General features: G+C 65.6%; 12 protein-coding genes and 2 pseudogenes. 9 read left to right on the forward strand and 5 right to left on the reverse strand.

What is annotated here, in order from left to right:
* Nucleotides 1-45 precede the first annotated feature (45 nt).
* Nucleotides 46-3,768, reverse strand: coding sequence for a glycosyltransferase (locus tag ACVWWD_RS30475; protein WP_457103696.1), 3,723 nt, complete (start codon nucleotides 3,766-3,768; stop codon nucleotides 46-48).
* Nucleotides 3,769-5,129: 1,361 nt separating this feature from the next.
* Between ACVWWD_RS30475 and ACVWWD_RS30480 the strand changes: the two genes are divergently transcribed.
* On the forward strand, nucleotides 5,130-5,393 hold the full coding sequence (locus ACVWWD_RS30480; protein WP_352733277.1) for a hypothetical protein: 264 nt from the start codon (nucleotides 5,130-5,132) through the stop codon (nucleotides 5,391-5,393).
* Nucleotides 5,394-5,484: 91 nt separating this feature from the next.
* Nucleotides 5,485-5,916, forward strand: a pseudogene (locus ACVWWD_RS30485) (DUF4347 domain-containing protein); the annotation flags it as partial.
* Between the two features lie 413 nt (nucleotides 5,917-6,329).
* Here ACVWWD_RS30485 and ACVWWD_RS30490 read toward each other — a convergent pair.
* Nucleotides 6,330-10,112 (reverse strand): hypothetical protein, encoded by a 3,783-nt coding sequence (locus ACVWWD_RS30490; RefSeq protein ID WP_457103697.1) that lies wholly within the window; start codon nucleotides 10,110-10,112, stop codon nucleotides 6,330-6,332.
* A 259-nt stretch (nucleotides 10,113-10,371) separates the two neighbouring features.
* Between ACVWWD_RS30490 and ACVWWD_RS30495 the strand changes: the two genes are divergently transcribed.
* The 3 genes and pseudogenes from ACVWWD_RS30495 to ACVWWD_RS30505 form a co-directional block, all read left to right on the forward strand.
* Entirely contained in the window at nucleotides 10,372-10,551 is a 180-nt protein-coding gene (locus ACVWWD_RS30495; RefSeq protein WP_457103716.1) for a hypothetical protein, read from the forward strand.
* A 486-nt stretch (nucleotides 10,552-11,037) separates the two neighbouring features.
* On the forward strand, nucleotides 11,038-12,048 hold the full coding sequence (locus ACVWWD_RS30500; protein ID WP_352733274.1) for a DUF4347 domain-containing protein: 1,011 nt from the start codon (nucleotides 11,038-11,040) through the stop codon (nucleotides 12,046-12,048).
* Nucleotides 12,049-12,135: 87 nt separating this feature from the next.
* Nucleotides 12,136-12,582: pseudogene (locus ACVWWD_RS30505) on the forward strand (DUF4347 domain-containing protein); the annotation flags it as partial.
* 305 nt (nucleotides 12,583-12,887) lie between these two features.
* Here the strand turns inward: ACVWWD_RS30505 and ACVWWD_RS30510 are convergent.
* The 3 genes from ACVWWD_RS30510 to ACVWWD_RS30520 all read right to left on the reverse strand — a co-directional run bounded on the left by ACVWWD_RS30510 (nucleotide 12,888) and on the right by ACVWWD_RS30520 (nucleotide 17,645).
* On the reverse strand, nucleotides 12,888-16,898 hold the full coding sequence (locus ACVWWD_RS30510; protein ID WP_457103698.1) for a hypothetical protein: 4,011 nt from the start codon (nucleotides 16,896-16,898) through the stop codon (nucleotides 12,888-12,890).
* Nucleotides 16,899-17,063: 165 nt separating this feature from the next.
* Nucleotides 17,064-17,294 carry a hypothetical protein gene (locus tag ACVWWD_RS30515; protein ID WP_457103699.1) on the reverse strand — a complete coding sequence of 77 codons (231 nt, stop codon included), beginning with the start codon at nucleotides 17,292-17,294 and terminating at the stop codon, nucleotides 17,064-17,066.
* A 66-nt stretch (nucleotides 17,295-17,360) separates the two neighbouring features.
* The gene (locus ACVWWD_RS30520; protein WP_457103700.1) at nucleotides 17,361-17,645 is read right to left on the reverse strand and encodes a hypothetical protein; all 285 of its coding nucleotides are present in this window, start codon (nucleotides 17,643-17,645) and stop codon (nucleotides 17,361-17,363) included.
* A 1,573-nt stretch (nucleotides 17,646-19,218) separates the two neighbouring features.
* Here ACVWWD_RS30520 and ACVWWD_RS30525 point away from each other — a divergent pair.
* The 4 genes from ACVWWD_RS30525 to ACVWWD_RS30540 all read left to right on the forward strand — a co-directional run bounded on the left by ACVWWD_RS30525 (nucleotide 19,219) and on the right by ACVWWD_RS30540 (nucleotide 25,121).
* A complete protein-coding gene (locus tag ACVWWD_RS30525; protein ID WP_352576053.1) occupies nucleotides 19,219-19,398 on the forward strand; it encodes a hypothetical protein in 180 nt (59 codons plus the stop codon).
* Between the two features lie 232 nt (nucleotides 19,399-19,630).
* Entirely contained in the window at nucleotides 19,631-21,919 is a 2,289-nt protein-coding gene (locus ACVWWD_RS30530; RefSeq protein ID WP_352732728.1) for a peptidase domain-containing ABC transporter, read from the forward strand.
* Nucleotides 21,920-22,002: 83 nt separating this feature from the next.
* Entirely contained in the window at nucleotides 22,003-23,364 is a 1,362-nt protein-coding gene (locus tag ACVWWD_RS30535) for an HlyD family type I secretion periplasmic adaptor subunit (RefSeq protein ID WP_457103701.1), read from the forward strand.
* Nucleotides 23,365-23,387: 23 nt separating this feature from the next.
* Nucleotides 23,388-25,121, forward strand: a complete 1,734-nt coding sequence (locus ACVWWD_RS30540) for an SEL1-like repeat protein (protein ID WP_352732725.1) — start codon at nucleotides 23,388-23,390, stop codon at nucleotides 25,119-25,121.
* The last annotated feature ends 69 nt before the right edge of the window (nucleotides 25,122-25,190 follow it).

Genomic DNA, 25,190 nt, shown 5'->3' on the forward strand with positions numbered 1-25,190 from the left:
GCGACGCTGGCCGTCAAAGCACCACCGTCATTCAATCCCCTCGGCTCAGCCATCGGATTTCGTCTCTCCCGCTTTGCGGATAGCCACCAGACCACCCATCAGCTTGGCTCTATTCAACTCATAGTGGCTGTCGAAGAACAGGATCTCGGCGAACTGACCGGCAATCGCGCTCACCCCCAACGGATCGACCGAGCGTGCGCTGCCGTGTTGCTGGATTTCCCGCAGCAGGGTCTTGGTCAGCGTGATCTTGGCGGCATCCTCGCCGGGCGGCTGCCAGTCGAGGTCTTCGAGGAAATACCAGCCGCCCCCGGCGAGCAGTGGGAAGAACTCGCGCAGCGTTAACTGCTCGTCGAACGAGGCGTGGCTGCCGTCGTCGATGATCACGTCGAGCGATCCCAATTCGAGCTTTGCAGCGACGCGGCGCAGATCGTCGAGCTTGGATTGGTCCCCGACAAACGACTTGAACCGTTCATTGTTGAGCCGAGAAAAATCCGTCAGGTCGACACCGATCACTTGGCAGAACGGAAAATAGCTCTGCCACAGCGAGACCGATGGCGTCTCGCTCTGGTTGCCCTCGGCCAACCCACGGCACAGGCCGATCTCCATCAGCCGCTGCATGGACAGGCGCCGGGGCGACAACAGGCGATCGTAGACCCTCGCGTAGCAGTGACGGTTGCCGGTGTGCCTGTTCTTGTCGGTGTTGAAGCGATCGGCGAGGCTCGTGAATGTGGGAAAGCTGTCGAGCGGGCTGATCAGCGACGAGATCAGCGGCGCCCCTTCGCCGCCCGGCCGAGCCTCGTTGCGAGCCGTCCACAGATGGATGCCGAACACTCGTTCGTCATTCAGATAGTCTGCCAATTCCCCAATCGGCTTCTCGAACCGGTCGATCTCATTCCAATCGATCGTGTTGAAGAACATCGGGCTGAACACCCATTCTCGCAGCTCGGCTCCCGCATCGGAGGCGATGTAGTCGGACAGCAGCTTGGGGCCGATGTCTCCGAATTCCTTACCGCTGGTGTCATGGAAGCGCGAGATCGACATCTCGTACAGCGCCCTGAGATGACTGCTGTAGGGCTTGGCATAGATCACGTTGCCGCAGACAAAATGACCTTTGTGCGATCCGCGCCATTGCAGATTGAAGAAATGATCGCCGCGAAACGGGAACGGCCGCAGCAGGATGACGTCGGAATCCATCCATAGCCCGCCATGCTCGTAGAGCAAGGCGTAGCGGAAGATATCGCTGAAATACCTGATCTCGGAGCCGGCGACGATCCGCTCGAACAGGGCCCGCGGCATGACGTCGTCGGCATTGCGGACTTCGATCCCATGCGGGACGAGGAACGCAAGCTTGTCCGGTGCGTAGCTCCATACCCGCACCGGATGGCCCGCTATCCGCATCGACGTCGTGGCTGCAATCAAGGTGCGATGCTCGGCCTTGTCGGACATCACCTGGTAGAAGCAGTTGATCTGCGGAAGTGCCGTGTCGTCGCCGCCAAGGAAGCGAGAAATCCGCGCGTCGAACTGGCGCGATCCTTCCCGTCGTTGCAGCGGAGAATCGACGTCGCGCAGAAACGGCGCGAACTCATGAAAAATTTCGTCTGTCGACTTGATGCCGCTGGCGCCGAGGTCCTTGCCTTGCGACGCCGTCTGGCTGGCATCACCCATGGCCCCATCGTCTTCAGCGCGGTCAGGCTTGATCCCTGCTTTCGTTGGCGGGCTGCTGTGCCCACCGGCCGGCGTCAGCCTCGACGCTGTATCAGCCACAGCCGATGGCAGGCTATCCACACCCTCCAGCAGCGACCTCACCTCCGCCTCGCCGACGGTGGCGATCCAGGACTCACTATCGGTGACGCTGTAGGATATCACCAAACGCCTTTCGTCGGGGTGCCACGCCAGCCCAGCAGCGAACTCGACGCCCTTTTTGTCGAAGAAGAATGGACGGCTTACTTTTCGCAAGGCGTCGGCTTCATCGAACCAGACGAACCGGTGCAGGTAATAACGCCGCTTCTCCGCGGTCCGCCACTGGACTTCATGGATCAAGGCGAGCCATCCGCCGGCGAATGCGATCAGCTGGGTTCCACCCCTAAAACTCTGGGCGGCAATCGCGGGAGGAGTCTCGCCGAGCGTCGCGCCCTGCTCGTCCACAATCCGGGTTGGGTCGCAGAGATAGATGAACCGCAGCGTCTCTGCCCCTGCCCCCGTCCTGCCGGGCTTTACTTGCGGCATCCAATTCTTCTCGTGCACCCGCTGTCCTGCCGGATGGAGCACGCGCCAGTCAGTCAGCCGGCAGGCGCCACTCTCGTCGATGCGCGCGACGACCTGCTCGCACCAGCCCTCCTCTGTCAGCTCGCGCACGCAGGAAACGCCCCACAGCGCATTCCGCCAAGCGAACAGGCGCATGTCCTCGAATCCGAGAACCCGGCCGTTAGCTGGGTCCGGCATGTCAACCGGCGGCAAAATCTCGCTTGCGGACTGGATGGCAAGTTCGTCACTCAATCGGAGCAGGAAATTGCGCGTGTGAACCGGGGCTCCGCCCGGCGTGTCGTATTGCAGGTTGTCTTCGGCCAGGGTGTAGTTAACCGTCCGCTGCAAAAACACGATCTGGTCGCCCAATCGAGCCACCGACGGGTTCGATGGCCGATAGCCATCGGGCGCCGTAAACCCGACCGGACGGGCGCTGAAGGACGGCATCATCGTCTTGGCGGGCTGCACATAAAAGAACAGGTTGGACCACGCCAGCTCCCTGGGGCCGTCGCCAATGGTCCGGTTCAGCGCCAGCCTGTTGCACGCCGCAAAGCCTCGTTCCTTCCGCACGGGATCGCGCGAATAGTTCGCGGCGATCGCAAACTCCTCCAGCAGGCCTGTTGTATAGATGTAGTCCTCGAGAAACAGGATGTCCTGCTCGGGCCGCTTGATCGCCAGCCCCGCTTCGGAAAACAGCACACTGGCATCGTTCATTCCCTTGTCGCGGTAGAACCTGGCCAGGTCATAGAGCGGCTCAGCACGTTGCGGCCGTTGATTGAAAGCGGCAACCGCCTGCTCAACGAAGCCTGGCTCGTCGCCGAGCTTGCGCAAGCAGCGAGCCCCCTGCAGGCGTGCGTTCCACGCCTCCTCGTCCCAGCCGCCCATCGCGGCGCGTTTGGCGTAGGCCACCGCAGCCTCAGCCGTCCGCCCGGCGTCGCGATAGGATTGCGCCAGATAAAACCAATAGCGCTGATTTTCCGGATCCTTCTCAAGAGCTTCGAGCAAAAGCTTCGCGTCACGCTCGAACTTGTCGATCCGGTTCGATCCGCTGGCGTGGTCCTTGTACCAGGCACTGCGCAGTTCCTGCACACCGTCGGGCACGTCGAGATATTCATGGGTCACGCCGTGGTAGCGCGCGCCGGCGTCGCGCCTGACCAGGCGGGTGTTCCAATAGGTCAGGCCGGAATCCGATCGCTGCAGCAGCCGATAGCCCGGACTGACGAGTTGTTCTCGGAAGCCTACGTCCTCGACCACCAGTTCCATGTCGGCGTCGTCAAATAGCAGATATTCGTAAGCGAGTGCCGAGGCGTAGGCGTGATCAAGCGCCGCATTACGAGCCTGCTCGAAATTCAGGAAGGGAAACTCATGCAGTTCGCCCGGCAGGTTGCGGGCAGCGAAGAACGATTTAATGAAATCCTGGGTCCCGTCGGTCGAGCCGGTATCGCCGATGACCCAGCAGTCGATGTGATCGGCAACCGCTCCGAGGCAGCGCTGCAGGTTCGCCATCTCGTTCTTGACGATCATGTTGAGGCAGAGGCGCTTGCGGCTTGTCATTCGTGCTCCATCGGCCCTCAACATGACTGTTGGTGATGGGGACGATTGGCGTGCCGCCTCGCCTTGCGGGATCCGCTTCGATGCGGATTTGACAGGCTTCGATCGCTCATACATTCCCCCCGCAGTCGCCACCCTTTTGCCGGTCCGGCCGCCGGAACAGCCTATATTCCTAAAGTCCGATCATTCCTTCTCACGGATCGTGCAGGTCGTCCTCTGGAAACCGCGCTTAACCTTATCCATCGTGGTTAGCAGCCTGCCATCGCGGCGGCATGCGCGGCAACCACTATCGTGAAAGGATCGTGTTCGAACTGCAACAGCCGGCATTTACCGCTCCGTCCGGTTTAGGCTGTGCATTCCGCCGCCATTTGCAGGCTGCCGTCAAAGTTGAGACACCCACGTCCGCCGACACGTTGCCAACTGTCCGACACCGTCTGTACGCGCCATGGTCGGTGCGTTTGCATGGACGACGCGGACCTTGAACTGAAGGCTGATGCCGGCAGGATTCGGGGCGGGACTGTTAAGCATGTGATTTTCAGAACGATTTTTTCCGTCTGGCCCGCCGGTATTGCTCGAACGCCGTTATCCTGTTTGCAGCTAAGTTATAAGTTACTTAATTAAGAGTTTACAACTTGCTAATTTTAGAATTTACTAAAATGCTGTACCGAGGGGCGCCTGTGGATTGGACGGCCGCGTGCCTGAAATTCCGCGAAAGCCTCTCAGGGAGTTGAGTTAGAGGGTCTGGGTTATCAGGGCCGTTTGGCAGATTCGAGGGTGCGTCCATGGGCGCGCCACTCTTAAGTTGTGCCTATATCTCCGCTTTGGAGGCGGACGGCCCCTTCCCTCGAGAGTTATCGCCGAGACGTCAGCGTCACGGTAACGGGAGTGGGTTGTGAATCTGGTTGTGTCGCGTGCGCACCTCAAGCGCCGTGCAGGAGGCGTCAGAGCCGATTGCGCGGATGGGCCGACCGGCGCGCCTCGGCGCCGCGCTTCCGAACTCTTATTCGTTGATGCCTCGGCATCCGATCTTGGCACGATCTTCCAAAACCCGAGGCAGGTCGATGAGGTCGATCTCGCGTCGGTCGGCCGGGCACGCTGGCCGGCTTTGGCGGGCTGCTGTGGAGCCGCGCGGCGGGCTCCGGCGCGGCCGCAACGAATTTCATCGATGCACTGTCGCATTCAACTCAAGCACCCGATGCCGGCGAGCTCGTCGGGCCGCGGGCACTCGGCGGCAAATGGAAATTGACTGCGCGGCACAGTTGCCGCCGACCAAGGAGGATAAGATGAGCTGCATAACAGGGTTTGCGGTCATGGAAGTTGCCGTTAGAGGCGTCTTGCCCATCGGCGACACAACCGAAAATGTGCCTTATTTTATCCTGGACACGGCCAAGAGCGTTATCGTCGGTCAGGTCATTCTTCCCAAGGCCGTCAAGCGAAGCCTCGCCGTCGCTGTCACCGTCAAGGTTCCGGCCGCGGCCGGTTCATTGGCGATTGGCACGTTTGACGATGGCGGGACTTTCCAAGCCTGCAGCTTCCTCCGCGTAGAGAGCCCCACTGTTGCACGTCCCGACGGCGCCGTCGGGCCGTCCGGACGATGACTGCGCCCAAGCTCCTTCTCCCGACCGCTCGCCGGCCAAGCCGATGGGCGGTTTTCCCTTGAACCGAATTCGAAGCCAACAGGAGCCAGCCATGGCCCGCGCCTCTGAATTTCTTTTTGTCGACCCTTCAGTTTCCGACCTCGCGACGGTTCTCGGCAATCTGAGACCAGAAGTTCGGGCTGTCGTGCTCGAAGGCCGCCGGCCGGCGGCGCAGCAGATCGCTGCCGCGCTCGCAGGGCACGAAAGCCTCGATGCGGTCCATATTATCGCTCATGGCGCGCCCGGCCGGGTTGGGTTCGCTGCCGGAGAATGGTCGGTCGCCACAGTGAAGGAAGCGGCTGAGGATTTTGCCGCGATCGGCAAGGCACTTGCCGCGGACGGCGAACTGCGGCTGTGGAGCTGCGAGACGGCGTTGGGCAATGCTGGCGAGACGTTCGTGACGGCGCTTGAAGAGGCCATCGGCGCGGACGTCCGCGCATCGAGATCGCTGGTCGGCGCAGCCAAGCTAGGTGGCTCTTGGAGAATGTCCGAACACGCGACCAGAACCCTGCCGCCGCTGACCCAGAATGGGGTGGTGAATTACTGGGGAGTCCTTACCGCAGGTGATTTGACGCTGACTGGGTCGATAGATGGCTCCGGAAAGAGCATTAACACATTTTACTTAGCAGATACGGAGAACACCGCTGGCACTTCTGATGACGTCATAGTCGGAAGTTTCGTTCTTCCGGGTGATCCGACCGCCGGATCACATTTTTCTATAACTGTTACTGTTCCTGATATAACTCATAGTTATCTTGTCTATGATTCAGGATTTCATTTGTACGGTACGCTAACTGCTGTCGTTGACATTGATCCGATCACGCCGGGCAACCAACCTGGTTTCAGTTTCACGACCACGTCCATCAATGCCGTTGGCGGATCGAGCAACAACGGCGATCATTTTGATGGAGGCAATTTAAGCGTCGCAAGTGCCGGCACTCCAGGCCCCACTGGTCCCACAGGCGCAACCGGAGCAACGGGCGCGACTGGTGCAACCGGCGCCACGGGCTCTACAGGCGCGACCGGCTCAACTGGCGCGAGCGGCTCGTCGGGTGCGACTGGCTCGACCGGCGCAACAGGTGCGACCGGGGCAACGGGCGCGACAGGAGCCACAGGCTCAACTGGCGCGAGCGGCTCGTCGGGTGCAACCGGCTCTACTGGCGCGACCGGCTCGACTGGCGCGACCGGAGCCACAGGTGCGACCGGCGATACAGGTGCCACTGGTTCGACCGGGGCGACGGGCTCTACCGGTGCGACCGGTGGTACCGGAGCGACAGGCTCAACTGGAGCCACGGGCTCAACTGGAGCGACGGGCTCGACTGGTGCAACCGGCTCGACTGGTGCAACCGGCTCCACTGGCGCGACCGGCTCCACTGGCGCGACCGGAGCCACAGGTGCGACCGGCGATACGGGGGCCACAGGTTCGTCCGGCGCCACAGGTTCGACCGGAGCGACCGGAGCGAGCGGTGCAACCGGCTCCACTGGCGCGACCGGCTCGACTGGCGCGACCGGAGCCACAGGTGCGACCGGCGATACGGGGGCCACAGGTTCGTCCGGCGCCACAGGTTCGACCGGAGCGACCGGAGCGAGCGGTGCAACCGGCTCCACTGGCGCGACCGGCTCGACTGGCGCGACCGGAGCCACAGGTGCGACCGGCGATACAGGTGCCACTGGTTCGACCGGGGCGACGGGCTCGACTGGTGCAACCGGCTCTACCGGTGCGACCGGTGGTACCGGAGCGACAGGCTCAACCGGAGCCACTGGCTCGACCGGCGCGACAGGTTCAACTGGTGCAACCGGAGCCACAGGTGCGACCGGTGATACCGGTGATACGGGAGCCACTGGTTCGACTGGTGCAACAGGCTCGACTGGTGCGACTGGCTCTACCGGTGCGACTGGTGCGACCGGTGCAACGGGCTCGACCGGAGCAACTGGTGCGACCGGTGCAACGGGCTCGACCGGAGCAACTGGTGCAACTGGTTCGACCGGCGCCACGGGTGATACCGGCGCGACTGGTTCGACTGGCGCCACAGGCTCGACCGGGGCGTCCGGAGCGACAGGCTCAACCGGAGCAACCGGCTCTACCGGTGCGACTGGTGCGACCGGTGCAACGGGCTCGACCGGAGCAACTGGTGCAACTGGTTCGACCGGAGCGACTGGCTCGACCGGAGCGACCGGCTCGACCGGAGCAACGGGCTCGACCGGAGCAACCGGTTCGACCGGAGCGACAGGTTCGACCGGTGCCACAGGCTCGACCGGCGCGACTGGCTCGACCGGAGCAACTGGCTCGACCGGAGCGACGGGTTCGACCGGAGCGACAGGCTCGACTGGGGCAACCGGCTCGACCGGAGCAACAGGTTCGACCGGGGCAACCGGCTCGACCGGTGCCACAGGCTCGACCGGCGCGACAGGCTCGACTGGTGCCACAGGTTCGACCGGAGCAACCGGCTCGACCGGCGCCACCGGCTCGACCGGAGCGACCGGTTCGACTGGAGCAACAGGTTCGACCGGCGCCACCGGTTCGACTGGTGCCACAGGTTCGACCGGAGCAACCGGCTCGACCGGTGCCACAGGCTCGACCGGCGCCACGGGCTCGACCGGTGCCACCGGCTCGACAGGCGCAACTGGTTCGACCGGCGCCACCGGCTCGACCGGAGCGACCGGTTCGACTGGAGCAACAGGTTCGACCGGCGCCACCGGTTCGACCGGAGCGACAGGCTCGACTGGTGCCACAGGCTCGACCGGCGCGACAGGCTCGACTGGTGCCACAGGTTCGACCGGAGCAACCGGCTCGACCGGTGCCACAGGCTCGACCGGCGCCACGGGCTCGACCGGTGCCACCGGCTCGACAGGCGCAACTGGTTCGACCGGCGCCACCGGCTCGACCGGAGCGACCGGTTCGACTGGAGCAACAGGTTCGACCGGCGCCACCGGTTCGACTGGAGCGACAGGCTCGACTGGTGCCACAGGCTCGACCGGCGCGACAGGCTCGACAGGCGCCACCGGCTCGACCGGAGCGACCGGTTCGACTGGAGCAACAGGTTCGACCGGTGCCACAGGCTCGACCGGCGCAACTGGTTCGACCGGGGCAACCGGTTCGACTGGAGCAACAGGTTCGACAGGCGCCACCGGCTCGACCGGAGCGACCGGTTCGACTGGAGCAACAGGTTCGACAGGCGCCACCGGCTCGACCGGAGCAACCGGCTCGACTGGGGCAACCGGCTCGACCGGAGCAACCGGAGCGACGGGTTCGACCGGAGCGACAGGCTCGACTGGAGCCACAGGCTCGACCGGAGCGACGGGCTCGACCGGAGCAACAGGTTCGACAGGCGCCACCGGAGCGACCGGTTCGACTGGAGCAACAGGTTCGACCGGTGCCACCGGCTCGACCGGCGCAACTGGTTCGACCGGGGCAACCGGTTCGACTGGAGCAACAGGTTCGACAGGCGCCACCGGCTCGACCGGAGCGACCGGTTCGACTGGAGCAACAGGTTCGACAGGCGCCACCGGCTCGACCGGAGCAACCGGCTCGACTGGAGCAACCGGCTCGACCGGAGCAACCGGAGCGACGGGTTCGACCGGAGCGACAGGCTCGACTGGAGCCACAGGCTCGACCGGAGCGACGGGCTCGACCGGAGCAACAGGTTCGACAGGCGCCACCGGAGCGACCGGTTCGACTGGAGCAACAGGTTCGACCGGTGCCACCGGCTCGACCGGCGCAACTGGTTCGACCGGGGCAACCGGTTCGACTGGAGCAACAGGTTCGACAGGCGCCACCGGCTCGACCGGAGCGACCGGTTCGACTGGAGCAACAGGTTCGACAGGCGCCACCGGCTCGACCGGAGCAACCGGCTCGACTGGGGCAACCGGCTCGACCGGAGCAACCGGAGCGACGGGTTCGACCGGAGCGACAGGCTCGACTGGAGCCACAGGCTCGACCGGAGCGACGGGCTCGACCGGAGCAACAGGTTCGACAGGCGCCACAGGCTCGACCGGCGCGACTGGCTCGACCGGAGCGACTGGTTCGACCGGGGCAACCGGTTCGACTGGAGCAACAGGTTCGACAGGCGCCACCGGAGCGACCGGCTCGACTGGGGCGACGGGCTCGACAGGCGCCACTGGCTCGACCGGAGCAACGGGCTCGACCGGAGCAACAGGTTCGACAGGCGCCACTGGCTCGACCGGAGCGACAGGCTCGACTGGTGCCACTGGCTCGACCGGAGCCACTGGCTCGACCGGTGCAACGGGCTCGACTGGTGCCACCGGTTCGACCGGAGCGACTGGCTCGACCGGTGCAACAGGCTCGACTGGTGCCACTGGCTCGACCGGAGCAACTGGCTCGACCGGAGCGACAGGCTCGACTGGTGCCACTGGCTCGACCGGAGCAACTGGCTCGACCGGAGCGACAGGCTCGACCGGAGCAACCGGCTCGACCGGTGCCACTGGCTCGACCGGCGCAACGGGTTCGACGGGTGCCACAGGCTCGACCGGTGCCACGGGTTCGACGGGTGCCACAGGCTCGACCGGTGCCACGGGTTCGACGGGTGCCACAGGCTCGACCGGTGCCACGGGTTCGACCGGTGCCACGGGTTCGACCGGTGCAACAGGCTCGACCGGAGCAACAGGCTCGCAAGGTCCGACCGGCCCGACCGGAGGAACCGGTTCGGGTGGTGGTGACACTGGTCATGCCAATAACGGCCACGGCAACGGAGAACAGCCCGCGCCGGGTAATTCCGGGGACCACAACAATGCCGACAACAGCTCACATCAGGGACAGGGTAACTCCGGCGGTGGCAACGGCGGGCATAACGCCAACGTCACGGCCAGTACGCTGGGGCTTAAGGACACGAAGCAATTCCTGCAGTCCGGCTCGACCGACGGCGGCGGTTCCGGCGGCCATGCATCGGTCCGCAACCTGATCGGCCTTGCGGCGACTTCGGTGACGACAGACCTGCTGAACGTCCTCAAGACGGTTAGCGGATCTGGTGGCAACCAGAACAAGCCGGCTGGTGCGAGCACGGATCTCACCTCGGATCTGAGCAAGCCTGGCGCCGGCTACGCCAGCAACGACCATACCGTCAAGACGACCCTAAAGGATCTCTTGAAGCCGCATGAGTGAGCGGCGAACGGACTGGACGGTAACTGGCCAGGTGAAGAACGGGCGCGCGGGCTTCCCTGGAAGCCCGCGCGTTGATCATCGGCTAGCAGCGTTCCTGTAGCGGGACGATAGTGGTCAGCACGAGCTGGCACCCGGCAAGCTCCGCAGCTGGCGCCCTGCCAGGCGACTATTCGCAGGGTTCGCAGCAACGGAACGGCCGGCAAGTATTCGATTTTCAGGAACAATTTGGGCGAGGCAGATGCCTCACTATTGATGGAGGTCTGCTGCCTCGTTCTCCGAAATTTACCAATTCCCTACTTAATAGTTTACAAATCCCTAATTGTCGCATTTACTAATATGCGGGGTATGGAGGGTGCCCATAGATCACACGGTCGGTGGCCGTAAGTTCTGTGCAGGTGGGTTGGACAGGGATCGGGTAGCAAGGCAATTTCGGGCATGAAGAAGGTGCGTCCACAGGGCGTACCGTGACATGTCGCGTCCGTGCCTATGCTTCGGCGGAAGGCAGACGGTTTCCCATTCCGGAGTTCACTCGCGAGTTTGCCGTCGAGAATCGGCGGCACCGGCGATGGGAGTTGGGTGGCTGTGAGTCAAGTGTTGTCGCGTGTGCCCCATGGGGGCGTCGGTGCATTCCCGCAGTTCGACGGGCGCCGGATTGATACGCTACCGGACGCTGCGACTGATCGCCCGAACGCGGGGACCGATGCGCCCCGCCCTTCAGAAATACTTTTCGTCGATCCCTCAGTAGCCGATCTCGGCGCCATCCTGCGAAACCTGCGGCCGGGGGTCGAGGCGATCTTGCTCGACGCCGAGCGCCCAGCCGCGCGCCAGATGGCGCAGGCCCTCGAAGGTCTCGACGGCCTCGACGCGGTGCACGTCATCGCCCACGGCGCGCCAGGGCGGGTGAGCTTCGCTGCCGGCGAGTGGTCGGCGCGGACGCTGGACAACGATGGGGTCGACCTCGCCGCGATCGGCCAGGCGCTAGGCGGATTTGGCGAGCTGCTTCTGTGGAGTTGCAACGCCGGCGCCGGTGCGGCCGGAACGAATTTTGTCGATGCGCTGTCGCGCGCGGCGGGAGTGCCGGTTGCGGCCGCCGACGACCTGGTCGGGTCGCCGTCGTTTGGCGGCGACTGGGCACTGAACATTCAAACAAAGGACGCCGCGGTACGGCCGCCGCTGACGGAGGTGGGTATGGGAATCTATGCGGGAATTCTGGTCGCCGAAGTGATGGTCACCGGCATGTTGCCGGTCGGCGCCATGGGCGGGCCGGTCACCTATTACATCCTCGACACCGAGCGGAAAACCATTGTTGGTCAGGTCATTCTGCCCGGCGCCATGCCACAGGCGACGCCGGTGTCCATGGCGGTCAAGGTGCCGAACGCGACGGCCCGGCTCGCCATCGGCACGTACGACCCATCCGGCAATTTTCAAGCTTCCGACATCCTGAGCGTGAACGCCCCGGCCAAGCCGACCGGGGCCGTGGGACCATCCGGCAGATGATCGCCGGATCCTTCCAAATCTCGTCACTCGCTGCGCCGGCCATACCGGCCTTCGTCGTTTCCACAAGCTGAATTCTAGGACCTCGCCATGGGCCGCGTCTCCGAAATTCTCTTTGTCGACCGCTCCGCGCCCGATCTGGGCACGATTCTGGGTAACCTGCGACCTCGGGTCGAAGCGATCGTGCTCGACGGCAGCCAGCCGGCGGCAAGGCAAATTGCACAGGCGCTCGAAGGGCGAAGCGGGCTCGACGCCGTGCACGTCATCGCGCACGGCTCGCCGGGCCGGGTCCATTTCAGCGCCGGCGCCTGGTCAATCGAGACGCTGGCAGCACAGTCTGACGATCTCGCCGCGATCGGCAGGGCGCTCAGCGCCGATGGCGATCTCAGGCTGTGGAGCTGCGAGACGGGCAAGGGCAAGGCGGGCGAGGCTTTTGTCGAGGCACTGGAGGCCTTAACGGGAACGTATGTCGGCGCGGCTGAGGGACTTGTCGGCTCCTCCACTTTGGGCGGCAGATGGGAACTCAAGTCCTCCATATCCGGGGTCGCCGAGCGCCCTCTTACCTCTGAAGGGGCGGAGCGATATCGCAGCGTTCTCCCAGATAACTACGTTGAGATAACTGGACACTACGGCCCATCTAATGGGGCGATCGCTGATGCAGGTGGTACGTTTTACATATTTCAGGGAACGACGATCGTCGGATACTTCGTTATACCGGCGAAAGGTACTTTCGGTACCGGCAACAACGACAGTTTCGACCTGATCGTGCCGGTATCGTCGGCGGTCGGTTCGATCCTTACTATCAAGAATTCGGCCGGCGGCACCGTCGGCACCGTGGACGGTTACACGATGAGCTCTGTTCGAGGCGGTTCGACCGGCCCGACGGGTGCGACAGGTTCGACGGGCGCCACAGGTGCGACCGGCGCAACGGGTTCAACCGGAGCCACGGGTTCGACCGGAGCCACAGGTGCGACCGGAGCCACCGGTTCGACCGGAGCCACGGGTGCGACCGGAGCCACCGGTTCGACCGGAGCCACGGGTTCGACTGGTGCCACGGGTTCGACTGGTGCCACAGGTGCGACCGGCGCAACGGGTTCAACCGGAGCCACGGGTTCGACCGGAGCCACAGGTTCGACCGGAGCCACGGGTTCGACCGGAGCCACCGGTTCGACCGGAGCCACGGGTTCGACTGGTGCCACGGGTGCGACCGGAGCCACAGGTGCGACCGGAGCCACGGGTTCGACTGGCGCCACCGGTTCGACCGGAGCCACGGGTTCGACCGGAGCCACCGGTTCGACCGGAGCCACGGGTTCGACTGGTGCCACGGGTGCGACCGGAGCCACAGGTGCGACCGGAGCCACGGGTTCGACTGGCGCCACAGGTGCGACCGGCGATACCGGCGCCACCGGCTCGACTGGCGCCACAGGCTCGACCGGAGCAACCGGAGCAACCGGAGCAACCGGAGCCACGGGCGCGACCGGCGATACAGGCGCGACGGGTTCGACCGGAGCAACCGGCGCCACAGGTGCGACTGGCTCGACCGGAGCAACCGGCGCCACGGGTTCGACCGGAGCAACCGGTTCGACTGGCGCAACAGGCGCGACCGGCGATACCGGCGCCACGGGTTCAACTGGAGCAACCGGTGCCACAGGCGCAACTGGTGACACGGGCGCCACGGGTTCGACTGGAGCAACAGGCGCGACCGGCGATACAGGCGCCACAGGCTCAACTGGAGCGACTGGCGATACGGGAGCCACAGGCTCGACCGGAGCTACCGGTGCCACGGGCGCGACTGGTGCAACCGGAGCCACGGGTGCGACCGGCGATACAGGCGCTACCGGCTCGACCGGAGCGACCGGCGATACCGGCGCCACGGGTTCGACTGGAGCTACAGGCTCGACTGGAGCTACCGGCGCCACAGGTGCGACCGGTGCCACTGGCGCCACGGGTTCGACCGGAGCAACCGGTTCGACTGGCGCAACTGGAGCGACCGGCGATACCGGCGCCACCGGCTCGACTGGCGCCACAGGCTCGACCGGAGCAACCGGTGCCACAGGCGCGACCGGCGATACAGGCGCCACAGGCTCAACTGGAGCGACCGGTTCGACTGGCGCAACTGGTGCTACGGGCGCCACAGGTTCGACTGGAGCTACTGGCTCGACAGGGGCCACCGGCTCGACTGGCGCCACAGGCTCGACCGGAGCAACCGGTGCCACAGGTGCGACTGGCGATACTGGGGCAACGGGGGCCACAGGCGCGACCGGCGATACCGGAGCCACGGGCTCGACTGGAGCAACCGGCGCCACAGGTGCGACCGGCGATACCGGCGCCACAGGTGCGACCGGCGATACCGGCGCCACTGGCTCGACTGGAGCAACCGGCGCCACAGGTGCGACCGGCGATACAGGTGCCACGGGCTCGACTGGAGCTACCGGAGCCACAGGTGCGACTGGTGATACGGGTGCCACGGGCTCGACCGGAGCTACCGGAGCCACAGGCGCAACTGGTGAAACAGGCGCCACGGGCTCGACTGGAGCAACCGGTGCAACAGGCGCGACCGGCGATACCGGCGCCACGGGTTCAACTGGAGCAACCGGTGCCACAGGCGCAACTGGTGCTACGGGCGCCACAGGTTCGACTGGAGCAACCGGTGCCACGGGTGCCACCGGCGATACGGGCGCCACGGGTTCGACTGGTGCTACCGGCGCCACGGGTGCCACCGGCGATACGGGCGCCACGGGCTCGACCGGAGCTACCGGTGCCACGGGCGCGACTGGTGATACGGGCGCCACGGGTTCGACTGGAGCAACCGGTGCCACGGGTGCCACCGGCGATACGGGCGCCACGGGTTCGACTGGTGCTACCGGCGCCACGGGTGCCACCGGCGATACGGGCGCCACGGGCTCGACCGGAGCTACCGGTGCCACGGGCGCGACTGGTGCAACCGGAGCCACGGGTTCGACTGGAGCAACCGGCGCCACAGGCGCGACCGGCGATACAGGCGCCACAGGCTCAACTGGAGCGACTGGCGATACGGGAGCCACAGGCTCGACCGGAGCTACCGGTGCCACGGGCGCGACTGGTGCAACCGGAGCCACGGGTGCGACCGGCGATACAGGCGCTACCGGCTCGACCGGAGCGACCGGCGATACCGGCGCCACGGGTTCGACTGGAGCTACAGGCTCGACTGGAGCTACCGGCGCCACAGGTGCGACCGGTGCCACTGGCGCCACGGGTTCGACCGGAGCAACCGGTTCGACTGGCGCAACTGGAGCGACCGGCGATACCGGCGCCACCGGCTCGACTGGCGCCACAGGCTCGACCGGAGCAACCGGTGCCACAGGCGCGACCGGCGATACAGGCGCCACAGGCTCAACTGGAGCGACCGGTTCGACTGGCGCAACTGGTGCTACGGGCGCCACAGGTTCGACTGGAGCTACTGGCTCGACAGGGGCCACCGGCTCGACTGGCGCCACAGGCTCGACCGGAGCAACCGGTGCCACAGGTGCGACTGGCGATACTGGGGCAACGGGGGCCACAGGCGCGACCGGCGATACCGGCGCCACTGGCTCGACCGGAGCAACCGGAGCCACAGGCTCGACTGGTGCAACCGGAGCCACGGGTGCGACCGGAGCAACCGGCGCCACAGGCGCGACCGGCGATACAGGCGCCACAGGCTCAACTGGAGCGACCGGTTCGACTGGCGCAACTGGTGCTACGGGCGCCACAGGTTCGACTGGAGCTACTGGCTCGACAGGGGCCACCGGCGCCACGGGTGCGACCGGCGATACAGGCGCCACCGGCTCGACCGGAGCAACCGGTGCCACAGGCTCGACTGGTGCAACCGGAGCCACGGGTGCGACCGGAGCAACCGGCTCGACTGGCGCCACAGGCTCGACCGGAGCAACCGGCGCCACAGGTGCGACCGGCGATACAGGTGCCACGGGCTCGACTGGAGCTACCGGAGCCACAGGTGCGACTGGCGATACGGGTGCCACGGGCTCAACAGGAGCTACCGGAGCCACAGGCGCAACTGGTGAAACAGGCGCCACGGGCTCGACTGGAGCAACCGGTGCAACAGGCGCGACCGGCGATACCGGCGCCACGGGTTCAACTGGAGCAACCGGTGCCACAGGCGCAACTGGTGCTACGGGCGCCACGGGTTCAACTGGAGCAACCGGTGCCACAGGCGCAACTGGTGCTACGGGCGCCACAGGTTCGACTGGAGCTACCGGTGCCACAGGCGCGACCGGCGATACGGGCGCCACGGGTTCAACCGGAGCTACCGGTGCCACTGGTGCGACTGGTGACACGGGCGCCACGGGTTCGACTGGAGCAACCGGCGCCACAGGCGCGACCGGCGATACAGGCGCCACAGGCTCAACTGGAGCGACCGGTTCGACTGGCGCAACTGGTGCTACGGGCGCCACAGGTTCGACTGGAGCTACTGGCTCGACAGGGGCCACCGGCTCGACTGGCGCCACAGGCTCGACTGGCGCCACAGGCTCGACCGGAGCAACCGGTGCCACAGGTGCGACTGGCGATACTGGAGCAACGGGGGCCACAGGCGCGACCGGCGATACCGGAGCCACGGGCTCGACTGGAGCAACCGGAGCCACGGGTGCGACCGGCGATACCGGCGCCACTGGCTCGACCGGAGCAACGGGAGCCACAGGCTCGACTGGTGCAACCGGAGCCACGGGTGCGACCGGAGCAACCGGTGCCACAGGTGCGACTGGCGATACTGGGGCAACGGGGGCCACAGGCGCGACCGGCGATACCGGAGCCACGGGCTCGACTGGAGCAACCGGCGCCACAGGTGCGACCGGCGATACCGGCTCGACCGGCGCCACAGGCTCGACGGGTGCTACGGGCTCGACCGGTGCGACAGGTCATACTGGTGCGACAGGTCATACCGGAGCGACTGGCTCGACGGGTGCTACGGGCTCGACCGGTGCGACAGGTCATACCGGAGCGACTGGTTCGACGGGGGCTACGGGTTCCACTGGTGCGACAGGTCATACCGGAGCGACTGGCTCGACGGGTGCTACGGGCTCGACCGGAGCAACCGGCGCCACAGGTGCGACCGGCGATACAGGTGCCACTGGCTCGACCGGTGCAACGGGTTCGACCGGCGCAACTGGCTCGACTGGCTCGACCGGTGCAACCGGCGCCACTGGCTCGACCGGCTCCACAGGCTCGACCGGCTCCACAGGCTCCACAGGCTCCACAGGCTCCACAGGTGCCACTGGTTCCACCGGGGGGACCGGAGCAACGGGTTCGACGGGTGCTACGGGTTCCACTGGTGCGACAGGTCATACCGGAGCGACTGGCTCGACGGGTGCTACGGGCTCGACCGGTGCCACTGGCTCGACTGGAGCAACAGGCTCGACCGGCGCCACTGGCTCGACCGGTGCAACAGGGTCGACAGGTGCTACTGGCTCGACTGGGGCAACCGGTGCGACCGGCTCGACAGGAGCAACCGGCTCGACCGGTGCAACGGGTTCGACCGGCGCAACTGGCTCGACTGGAGCGACTGGCTCGACCGGTGCAACCGGCGCCACTGGCTCGACCGGCTCCACAGGCTCCACAGGTGCCACTGGTTCTACCGGGGGGACCGGAGCAACGGGTTCGACGGGTGCTACGGGCTCGACCGGTGCCACAGGTCATACCGGTGCAACCGGAGCGACTGGCTCGACGGGTGCCACGGGTTCCACTGGCGCGACTGGCCATACCGGCGCAACTGGCTCGACCGGCGCGACAGGCTCGACTGGTGCGACTGGCCATACCGGAGCGACTGGTTCGACGGGTGCTACGGGTTCCACTGGTGCGACTGGCCATACCGGAGCGACTGGCTCGACGGGTGCTACGGGCTCGACCGGTGCTACGGGCTCGACCGGTGCGACAGGTCATACCGGTGCAACCGGAGCGACTGGCTCGACGGGTGCTACGGGTTCCACTGGTGCGACTGGCCATACCGGCGCCACAGGCGCTACCGGCGCTACCGGCGCTACAGGTTCGACTGGAGCTTCCGGAGCCACAGGTGCGACTGGCCATACCGGAGCGACTGGTTCGACGGGTGCTACGGGTTCCACTGGTGCTACGGGTTCCACTGGTGCGACAGGTCATACCGGCTCGACCGGCTCCACAGGTGCCACTGGTTCTACCGGGGGGACCGGAGCAACGGGTTCGACGGGTGCTACGGGCTCGACCGGTGCCACAGGTCATACCGGTGCAACCGGAGCGACTGGCTCAACCGGTGCCACGGGTTCCACTGGCGCGACTGGCCATACCGGCGCAACTGGCTCGACCGGCGCGACAGGCTCGACTGGTTCGACGGGTGCTACGGGTTCCACTGGTGCGACAGGTCATACCGGAGCGACTGGCTCGACGGGTGCTACGGGCTCGACCGGTGCGACAGGTCATACCGGAGCGACTGGTTCGACGGGTGCTACGGGTTCCACTGGTGCGACAGGCCATACCGGAGCGACTGGTTCGACGGGTGCTACGGGTTCCAGTGGTGCTACGGGTTCCACTGGTGCGACAGGTCATACCGGTGCGACCGGCTCGACAGGAGCAACCGGCTCGACCGGCTCCACAGGCTCCACAGGTGCCACTGGTTCTACCGGGGGGACCGGAGCAACGGGTTCGACGGGTGCTACGGGCTCGACCGGTGCCACAGGTCATACCGGTGCAACCGGAGCGACTGGCTCAACCGGTGCTACTGGGTCTACCGGTGCAACCGGCTCCACAGGTGCCACTGGTTCTACCGGGGCGACAGGCTCGACCGGCGCCACAGGCTCGACCGGAGTTACCGGGTCGACTGGCGCGACCGGAGCAACCGGTCCGACGGGCTCGCCTGGTCCGACAGGGTCGACTGGCCCGACCGGTTCGGGTGGTGGTGAGACTGGTAGTCACGGCAACAACGGCCACGGCAACGGAGAACAGCCCGCGCCGGGCAATTCCGGGGACCACAACAATGCCGACAACAGCTCACACCAAGGTCAGGGCAACTCCGGCAACGGAAACGGCGGCCCCAAAGCCAACGTCACGGCGAGCACGCTGGGCCTCAAGGACACGACGCAATTCCTGCCGTCGAGCTCGGCCGGCAACGGCAGTAACCCCAGCGGCCAAGCGTCGTTCCGCAACCTGATCGGGCTTGCAGCCACATCGGTGACGACAGACCTGCTCAACGTCCTCAAGACGATCAGCGGATCTGGTCAGAACCAAAACAAGCCGACGGGGGCGAGCACGGATCTTGCCTCGGACAGGACCAAGCCTGGCGCCGGCTACGCCAGCAACGACCATACCGTCAAGACGACCCTGAAGGATCTCTTGAAGCCACATGAGTGAGCAGGACTGTTGAACGGAAGAACGGGAACTCGTCCAAGTTTGAAAAAAGGACGCGCGGACTAACCTGGAAATCGGCACCCGCGCGTTCATCATCTCGAGAGAGGAAAAGCCATGAGAGTCGCGCTCCCGATCAGTTCGGAGTACAGTGCGGCATTGCCAGGAACCTCGGCAGAAACGCCTCGGCCTGGGCATTCTGGGTCATTGGCGCTGCGTACCGGATGAGAAGCCTGTGGTGAACGTTCCCGTAAATGCCGAGAATCAGCCGCTCCGGATCCGCGCCGGCACCGAAGTAGAGGCTGCGGCGGACCAGGCGGACGGCCAGAATGCGCCCGGCGGTCCCGCCGAGCTCGACCAGCTCGGGGCGCGCCTCAAGGCCGTACTGCGGGCCGCCCGCTATCACGGCGTCGAACTCGATCCCTCGGAATTCAGGACGGCGAACCCGGTCCCGAGCGCCGCCGATCTCTCCGAGTGGGCGCAGAACGCCGGCATGTGGTCGCGCGCCATTCGCATCCGGTGGACCCACCTCTTGCGGTTCCAGGACACCGGACCGGTCGTCCTGTTGTTCAACGATGGCGGCGCGGGTCTCCTTACCGGCGTGAGCGCCGAGCGCAACGTCGTCTTCCTTAAAAGTGCCGATGCGCCAGACGACGGCGAGGTCACCGCCGTCGACGAGCTGCGGCTGTCCCAGGTGTGGACGGGCGAGGCCGTGCTGCTGCGCCCTACACGGTCGCATGTGGCGGCGGACGCGCCTTTCACCCTGCACTGGCTGGCCGAACTGGTGCGGCTGGAAAGCCGCCCCCTGCGCGACATCGCCATTGCCTCGTTCACGCTCAGTGTCCTTACCATCTTGCCGCCGCTGATGGTCATGACGTTGGTCAACAAGGTGCTGCAGTTCAACAGCCTGTCCACTCTGGTGCTCTTGTCCGCGGTGATTGCCGTGGTTTTCGTCTACGAGACCCTCCTTGGCCATGCGCGGCGGCTGATCATCAACGTCGTCGCCGCCCGTCTCGACACCAAGCTGCATCTGCACGTCTTTAGCCGGCTCCTGCGCCTGCCGCTCGACTATTTCGAGCGCCATCCGGCCGGCGAGACGATGTATCACCTCGCCCAGGTCTATCGTATCCGCGAATTCCTGACCGGAAAGCTCCTCAGCACGTTCCTGGATCTGATCACGCTGTGCGTGCTGGTGCCTGTAATGTTCTATATCAACGCCACGTTGGCCTGGATCGTGGTGGCCTGCGCGGTCGTGATCATGCTGATCATCCTTGCCTATCTCAAGCCGCTGCGCCGCAGGTACCAACGGGTGGTCGAAGCCGAGACCTGGAAGTCGGCGGCGCTCGGCGAAACTGTCGTCGGCATCAAGACGGTGAAGGCGCTCGGCCTTGAGCCGCAACGCAAGGCGCTCTGGGATGAACGGGTGGCGGAAGCGGGAAAGGCCCGTCTCGCCTTCGGCCAGTTCGCCAGTTGGCCGCAGACCTTGGTCACGCCGATCGAACGCGTGATGGTGCTCGGCACCATGCTGATCGGCGCCTATCTCGCCATGAACGACCGCTCCGGCTACATGGTCGGCAGCCTGTTCGCCTTCATGATGATCTCCCAGCGCGTGGCGCAGCCGCTGGTCGGCTTGGCGCGACTGGTTGAAGACTACGAGGAGGTCGGCGCGGCGATCGGCGAGGCAGCGTCGGTTCTCAACCGGCCCCTGGAGAGCAGCTCGAATTCCACCGGCCTGAGACCCAAGCTCGTCGGCGAGGTCGCGTTCAGCGACCTGACCTTCAGCTATATCGCTACAAAGACGCCGGCGCTCGACCGGGTCAGCTTCCACATCCCTGCCGGCACCATGTTCGGCATTGTCGGGCGCAGTGGGTCGGGAAAATCGACCATCGCGCGCCTCCTGCAGGGGATCAACCGTGACTACAGCGGCTTCCTCAAGCTTGACGGCGTCGACCTCAAGGAGATCAACCTGCGCCATCTTCGCCAAGGGCTCGGCGTGGTGCTCCAGGACAATTTTCTGTTCCGTGGCTCGATCCGTGACAACATCATCGCCGGGCGCCCAGGGCTGACGCTTTCGGACGCCATGCGTGCCGCGCATCTCGCCGGCGCGCAGGAATTCATCGAGCGGATGCCCAATGGTTACGACACCTACATCGAGGAAGGTTCGCCCAATCTTTCAGGCGGTCAAAAGCAGCGGCTGGCGATCGCGCGCGCCCTCATCCATGATCCGACAATCCTCATCCTCGACGAAGCGACAAGCGCACTCGACCCCGAGAGCGAGGCCGTGGTCAGCGCCAACCTCATGCGCATCGCCAGCGGGCGCACCATGATCATCGTTTCGCACCGGCTGTCCTCGCTGACAGAATGCGACAACATCCTGGTCATGGATCAAGGTAAGGTGCTCGACGTCGCACCGCACGCGACGCTGCTCGAGCGATGCACGCTCTATCGCCAGCTGTGGTCGCAGCAAAACCGGCATCTCGATGGCCGCCAAGGCCGTCCGGTCGCCATCCCGCCGCGGCTGGTTTGACGATGCCAAGACAATATACGCTTCAGGTCCGGTAACCCATGAGTAGCACTTCGCTCATCGCCCTCCCCGCCCGACGGCAGCGGATGGAAACGAGAGATCCGACAACCCCGGCCATACTCGAGTTCCAGTGGCCGTCGAGCGCCGTCACCAATGCACCCATTCCGCGCACCGCGCGCGGCATCGTCTGGATCATTGCCAGCCTGGTCATGGCGCTGATTGCCGTGGCAGGACTAATACCCGTGGATCAGGTTGTGACGGCAAGGGGGCTGGTGGTGTCAAACGCGCCCAACATCCTCGTGCAGCCATTGGAGACCGCGATCGTGCGTTCGATCGACGTTCGTGAAGGACAGCACGTTCAGGCCGGTCAAGTGCTTGCTCGCCTCGATGCGACCTTTGCTTCAGCCGACCTGGCGGCGCTTGCGATGCAGGTTTCGACGCTTGAAGCCGAAGTGGCGCGCCTGAAGGCGGAAGCAGACGGCAAGGTCTTCAACTATGATGGTCTGGACCCAAGCTGGACCCTACAGGCATCGATCTTTGAGCGCCGCAAGGCGGTCTACGACGCCAAGGTCGAAAATTTCGACCGCCAGCGCGACGAACTCGGTTCCGTGATCTCGCGCTCGCTGTCGGATGCCGATGGCTACCGCCAGCGGCTCGCTGTGGCGGCCTCGATCGAACAGATGCGCAAGCAGCTCGAAGCACGGCAGGTGGGCAGCCGCCTCAACACCCTGTTGGCCGAGGACAATCGCGCCGAAATGTCCCGGTCGCTGGGCAATGCCGAGCAGACGGCCCAAGCCGCAAGGCTCCAGCAGCAGGCCGTGGCCGCCGAGCGCGACGGCTACATTCAGGGATGGCGAGCCGATGTCTCGCAAAGTCTCTCGGAGGCGAGTTCGCGGATATCCGACGCGCGCGAACTTCTCAACAAGGCAAAGCTGCGCAAGCAGTTGGTTGAATTGAAGAGTGAAGCCGAGGCCACCGTCCAATCGGTTGCCAAGGTCTCGGTCGGTTCGGTACTGCAGTCCGGCGAGCGCTTGATCACCCTCGTACCGGCTAACGCGCCGCTCGAGATCGAGACAAACATCGTCGGCCGCAGCAGCGGCTTCGTCCATGTCGGCGACCAGGTGGTCATCAAATTCGACACTTTCCCCTATTCGCAATACGGGCTCGCGCATGGCACCGTGCGGACGCTCAGCCCGGATTCCTTTTCTGCCCAGGAGCAAGCGCGCGATCCGAACAGCTCGCTGGCTATGCTGCCTTCCGACGCCGAGCCGTTCTATCGCGTGCGCATTTCCATCGATCAGGTCGCCCTCCACGGCGTGCCTGCCGGTTTCACCGTCAGCCCAGGCATGCCGGTGACCGCCGACGTCAAGGTCGGCCGGCGCACAGTGCTCAAGTACATTCTCGGCGCGATGCTCCCGATCGGTCAGGAAGCGATGCGGGAGCCGTAGAGCACTGGAGGAACCGAGGCTCGATGACAATACTTGATCGGCTGGCTGGTCTTGCCTCCCCTGCGGCAGCGTTGCGCAGGGCGATCCAGCTCTCTGACAGCGGCAAGCCCGCTGAAGCCTTTCCGCTTATGGCGGTAGCGGCGCGCGCTGGGATTGTCGACGCCGAGTACCGGGTCGCGCGCTGCTATCTCGAGGGAGCGGGTGTGCCGCCCAGCCGTGTGGAAGGCGCGCGTTGGCTGCTGCGGGCAGCCAATCACGGCAGCGCCGATGCGCAGGCGCTCCTTGCCGCACTCTACGTCACCGGGCTGGTCCCGGCGGAAGCCGCCGGTAAAGGCGCCGGATCGGAAGAATTGTTCAAACGCGACCGCCCAGGCGAACCGGACTTCACGGCAGCCTTCGAACTGGCCACCAAGGCGGCCGAGGCGGGCTCGGCAACCGGACAGGCGATCCTCGGCTATATTCTCACCAGCGGCCCCAAGCCGATGCGCAATGCAGATGCGGCGCATCACTGGTACGAGAAGTCGGCTTCCGCCGGCTGCGCCGAAGGATGTCTTGGCCTTGCCCTGTCGCTCGCCCGGCGTGGCAATCGCGAACACCGGGTCAGGATTGCGGCCGAGGTGCGGCGCGCGGCCGACGCCGGCCTGCCGACCGCAACCTATCTTCTGGCGGTCCTCACCGAGCACGGGCTCGGCGTCTCACGCGACCTGGCGGCCGCCGCTCGACTCTATCAGGCCGCCGCGGAGAAGGGCCTTCCCTCCGCCCAGTTCCGGCTGGGCTTGGCACTGATTGATGGTGGCCTCGTCGACCATGATCCCGCCGCCGGCGAGGCCTGGATGCGCAGTGCCGCCTTGGCCGGCAACAGTGAGGCCGCCTATCTCCTGGGCGATCGCTATGTGAAAACGCAGCGGCCCGATTTCGCGGAAGCCGCCAACTGGTATCGGCGGGCGGCCGAAGCGGGTCACCAGGCCGCCGCCCGCGCCCTGGCCTCTCTCTACCTAACGGGGAACGGCGTGGCTGAGGACGTCGAAGAGGGAGCACGCTGGCTGCGCGCCTCTGCCAATGCCGGCAATCAGGACGCACAGATCGACCTCGCCAATCTCGTCCTCGGAGGAGCCGGCGAGCCAGACGATCGTGCAAGCGTTGCCGGTTGGTTCGAGGCCGCCGCATCATCGGGCGACCTGATTGCGGCATTCAATCTCGGGCTCTGCTTCGCCAACGGCGTTGGCGTGCGCCAGGACGAGGCACAAGCGGCGCAGTGGCTGAGGCGGGCCGCCGAAGGTGTCGCGGAGGCGCAATATATGTATGCCCGCCTCCTCCAGGATGGCCGAGGCGTGGCGACGGATCCAAGGCAGGCCCGCCTCTGGTTTGCTCGGGCGGGCAAAGCCGGCGTCCTCGACGCACAGGTCGCGCTTGCCGAGATGCTGCTCAACGGGCGCGGTGGCGCCCGCGAGCCAGAGGTCGCAACGCAGTTGTTCAAGCAGGCCGCTCTCGACGGCCACGCTGGGGCGATGTTTGCGTTAGGTGCGCTGTACGGTGCTGGCCAGGCCCTGCCGGTTGACCACAAGGCGGCGCAGAAATGGTTCGCCGCCGCTGCCGGGCGTGGTCATGGCCAAGCCCAGCTCATGCTCGGGCGTTACCTCGTCAATGGCCTGGCCGGGGAGTGCGACCCCGCGGCCGGCCGGGTATGGCTCGAGCGCGCGGCTGCCTGCGGCGTCAGTGAAGCGGCCGACGAACTCGCGGAGCCCATATCTGGTTGAGCTTTGCCGATTTTGCCAACAAACCGCAGGCTCGTCGCACAATCGCCCGCTGAGGTGGCCTCGTGCGGA

The sequence above is a fragment of the Mesorhizobium sp. URHB0026 genome, assembly GCF_054059755.1.

Coding starts and splice junctions, on each gene's coding strand:
- ACVWWD_RS30500 (WP_352733274.1), top strand. CDS start 11,038: ATGCTTCGGCGGAAGGCAGACGGTTTCCCATTCCGGAGTTCACTCGCG.
- ACVWWD_RS30540 (WP_352732725.1), top strand. CDS start 23,388: ATGACAATACTTGATCGGCTGGCTGGTCTTGCCTCCCCTGCGGCAGCG.
- ACVWWD_RS30535 (WP_457103701.1), top strand. CDS start 22,003: ATGGAAACGAGAGATCCGACAACCCCGGCCATACTCGAGTTCCAGTGG.
- ACVWWD_RS30475 (WP_457103696.1), bottom strand. CDS start 3,768: ATGATCGTCAAGAACGAGATGGCGAACCTGCAGCGCTGCCTCGGAGCG.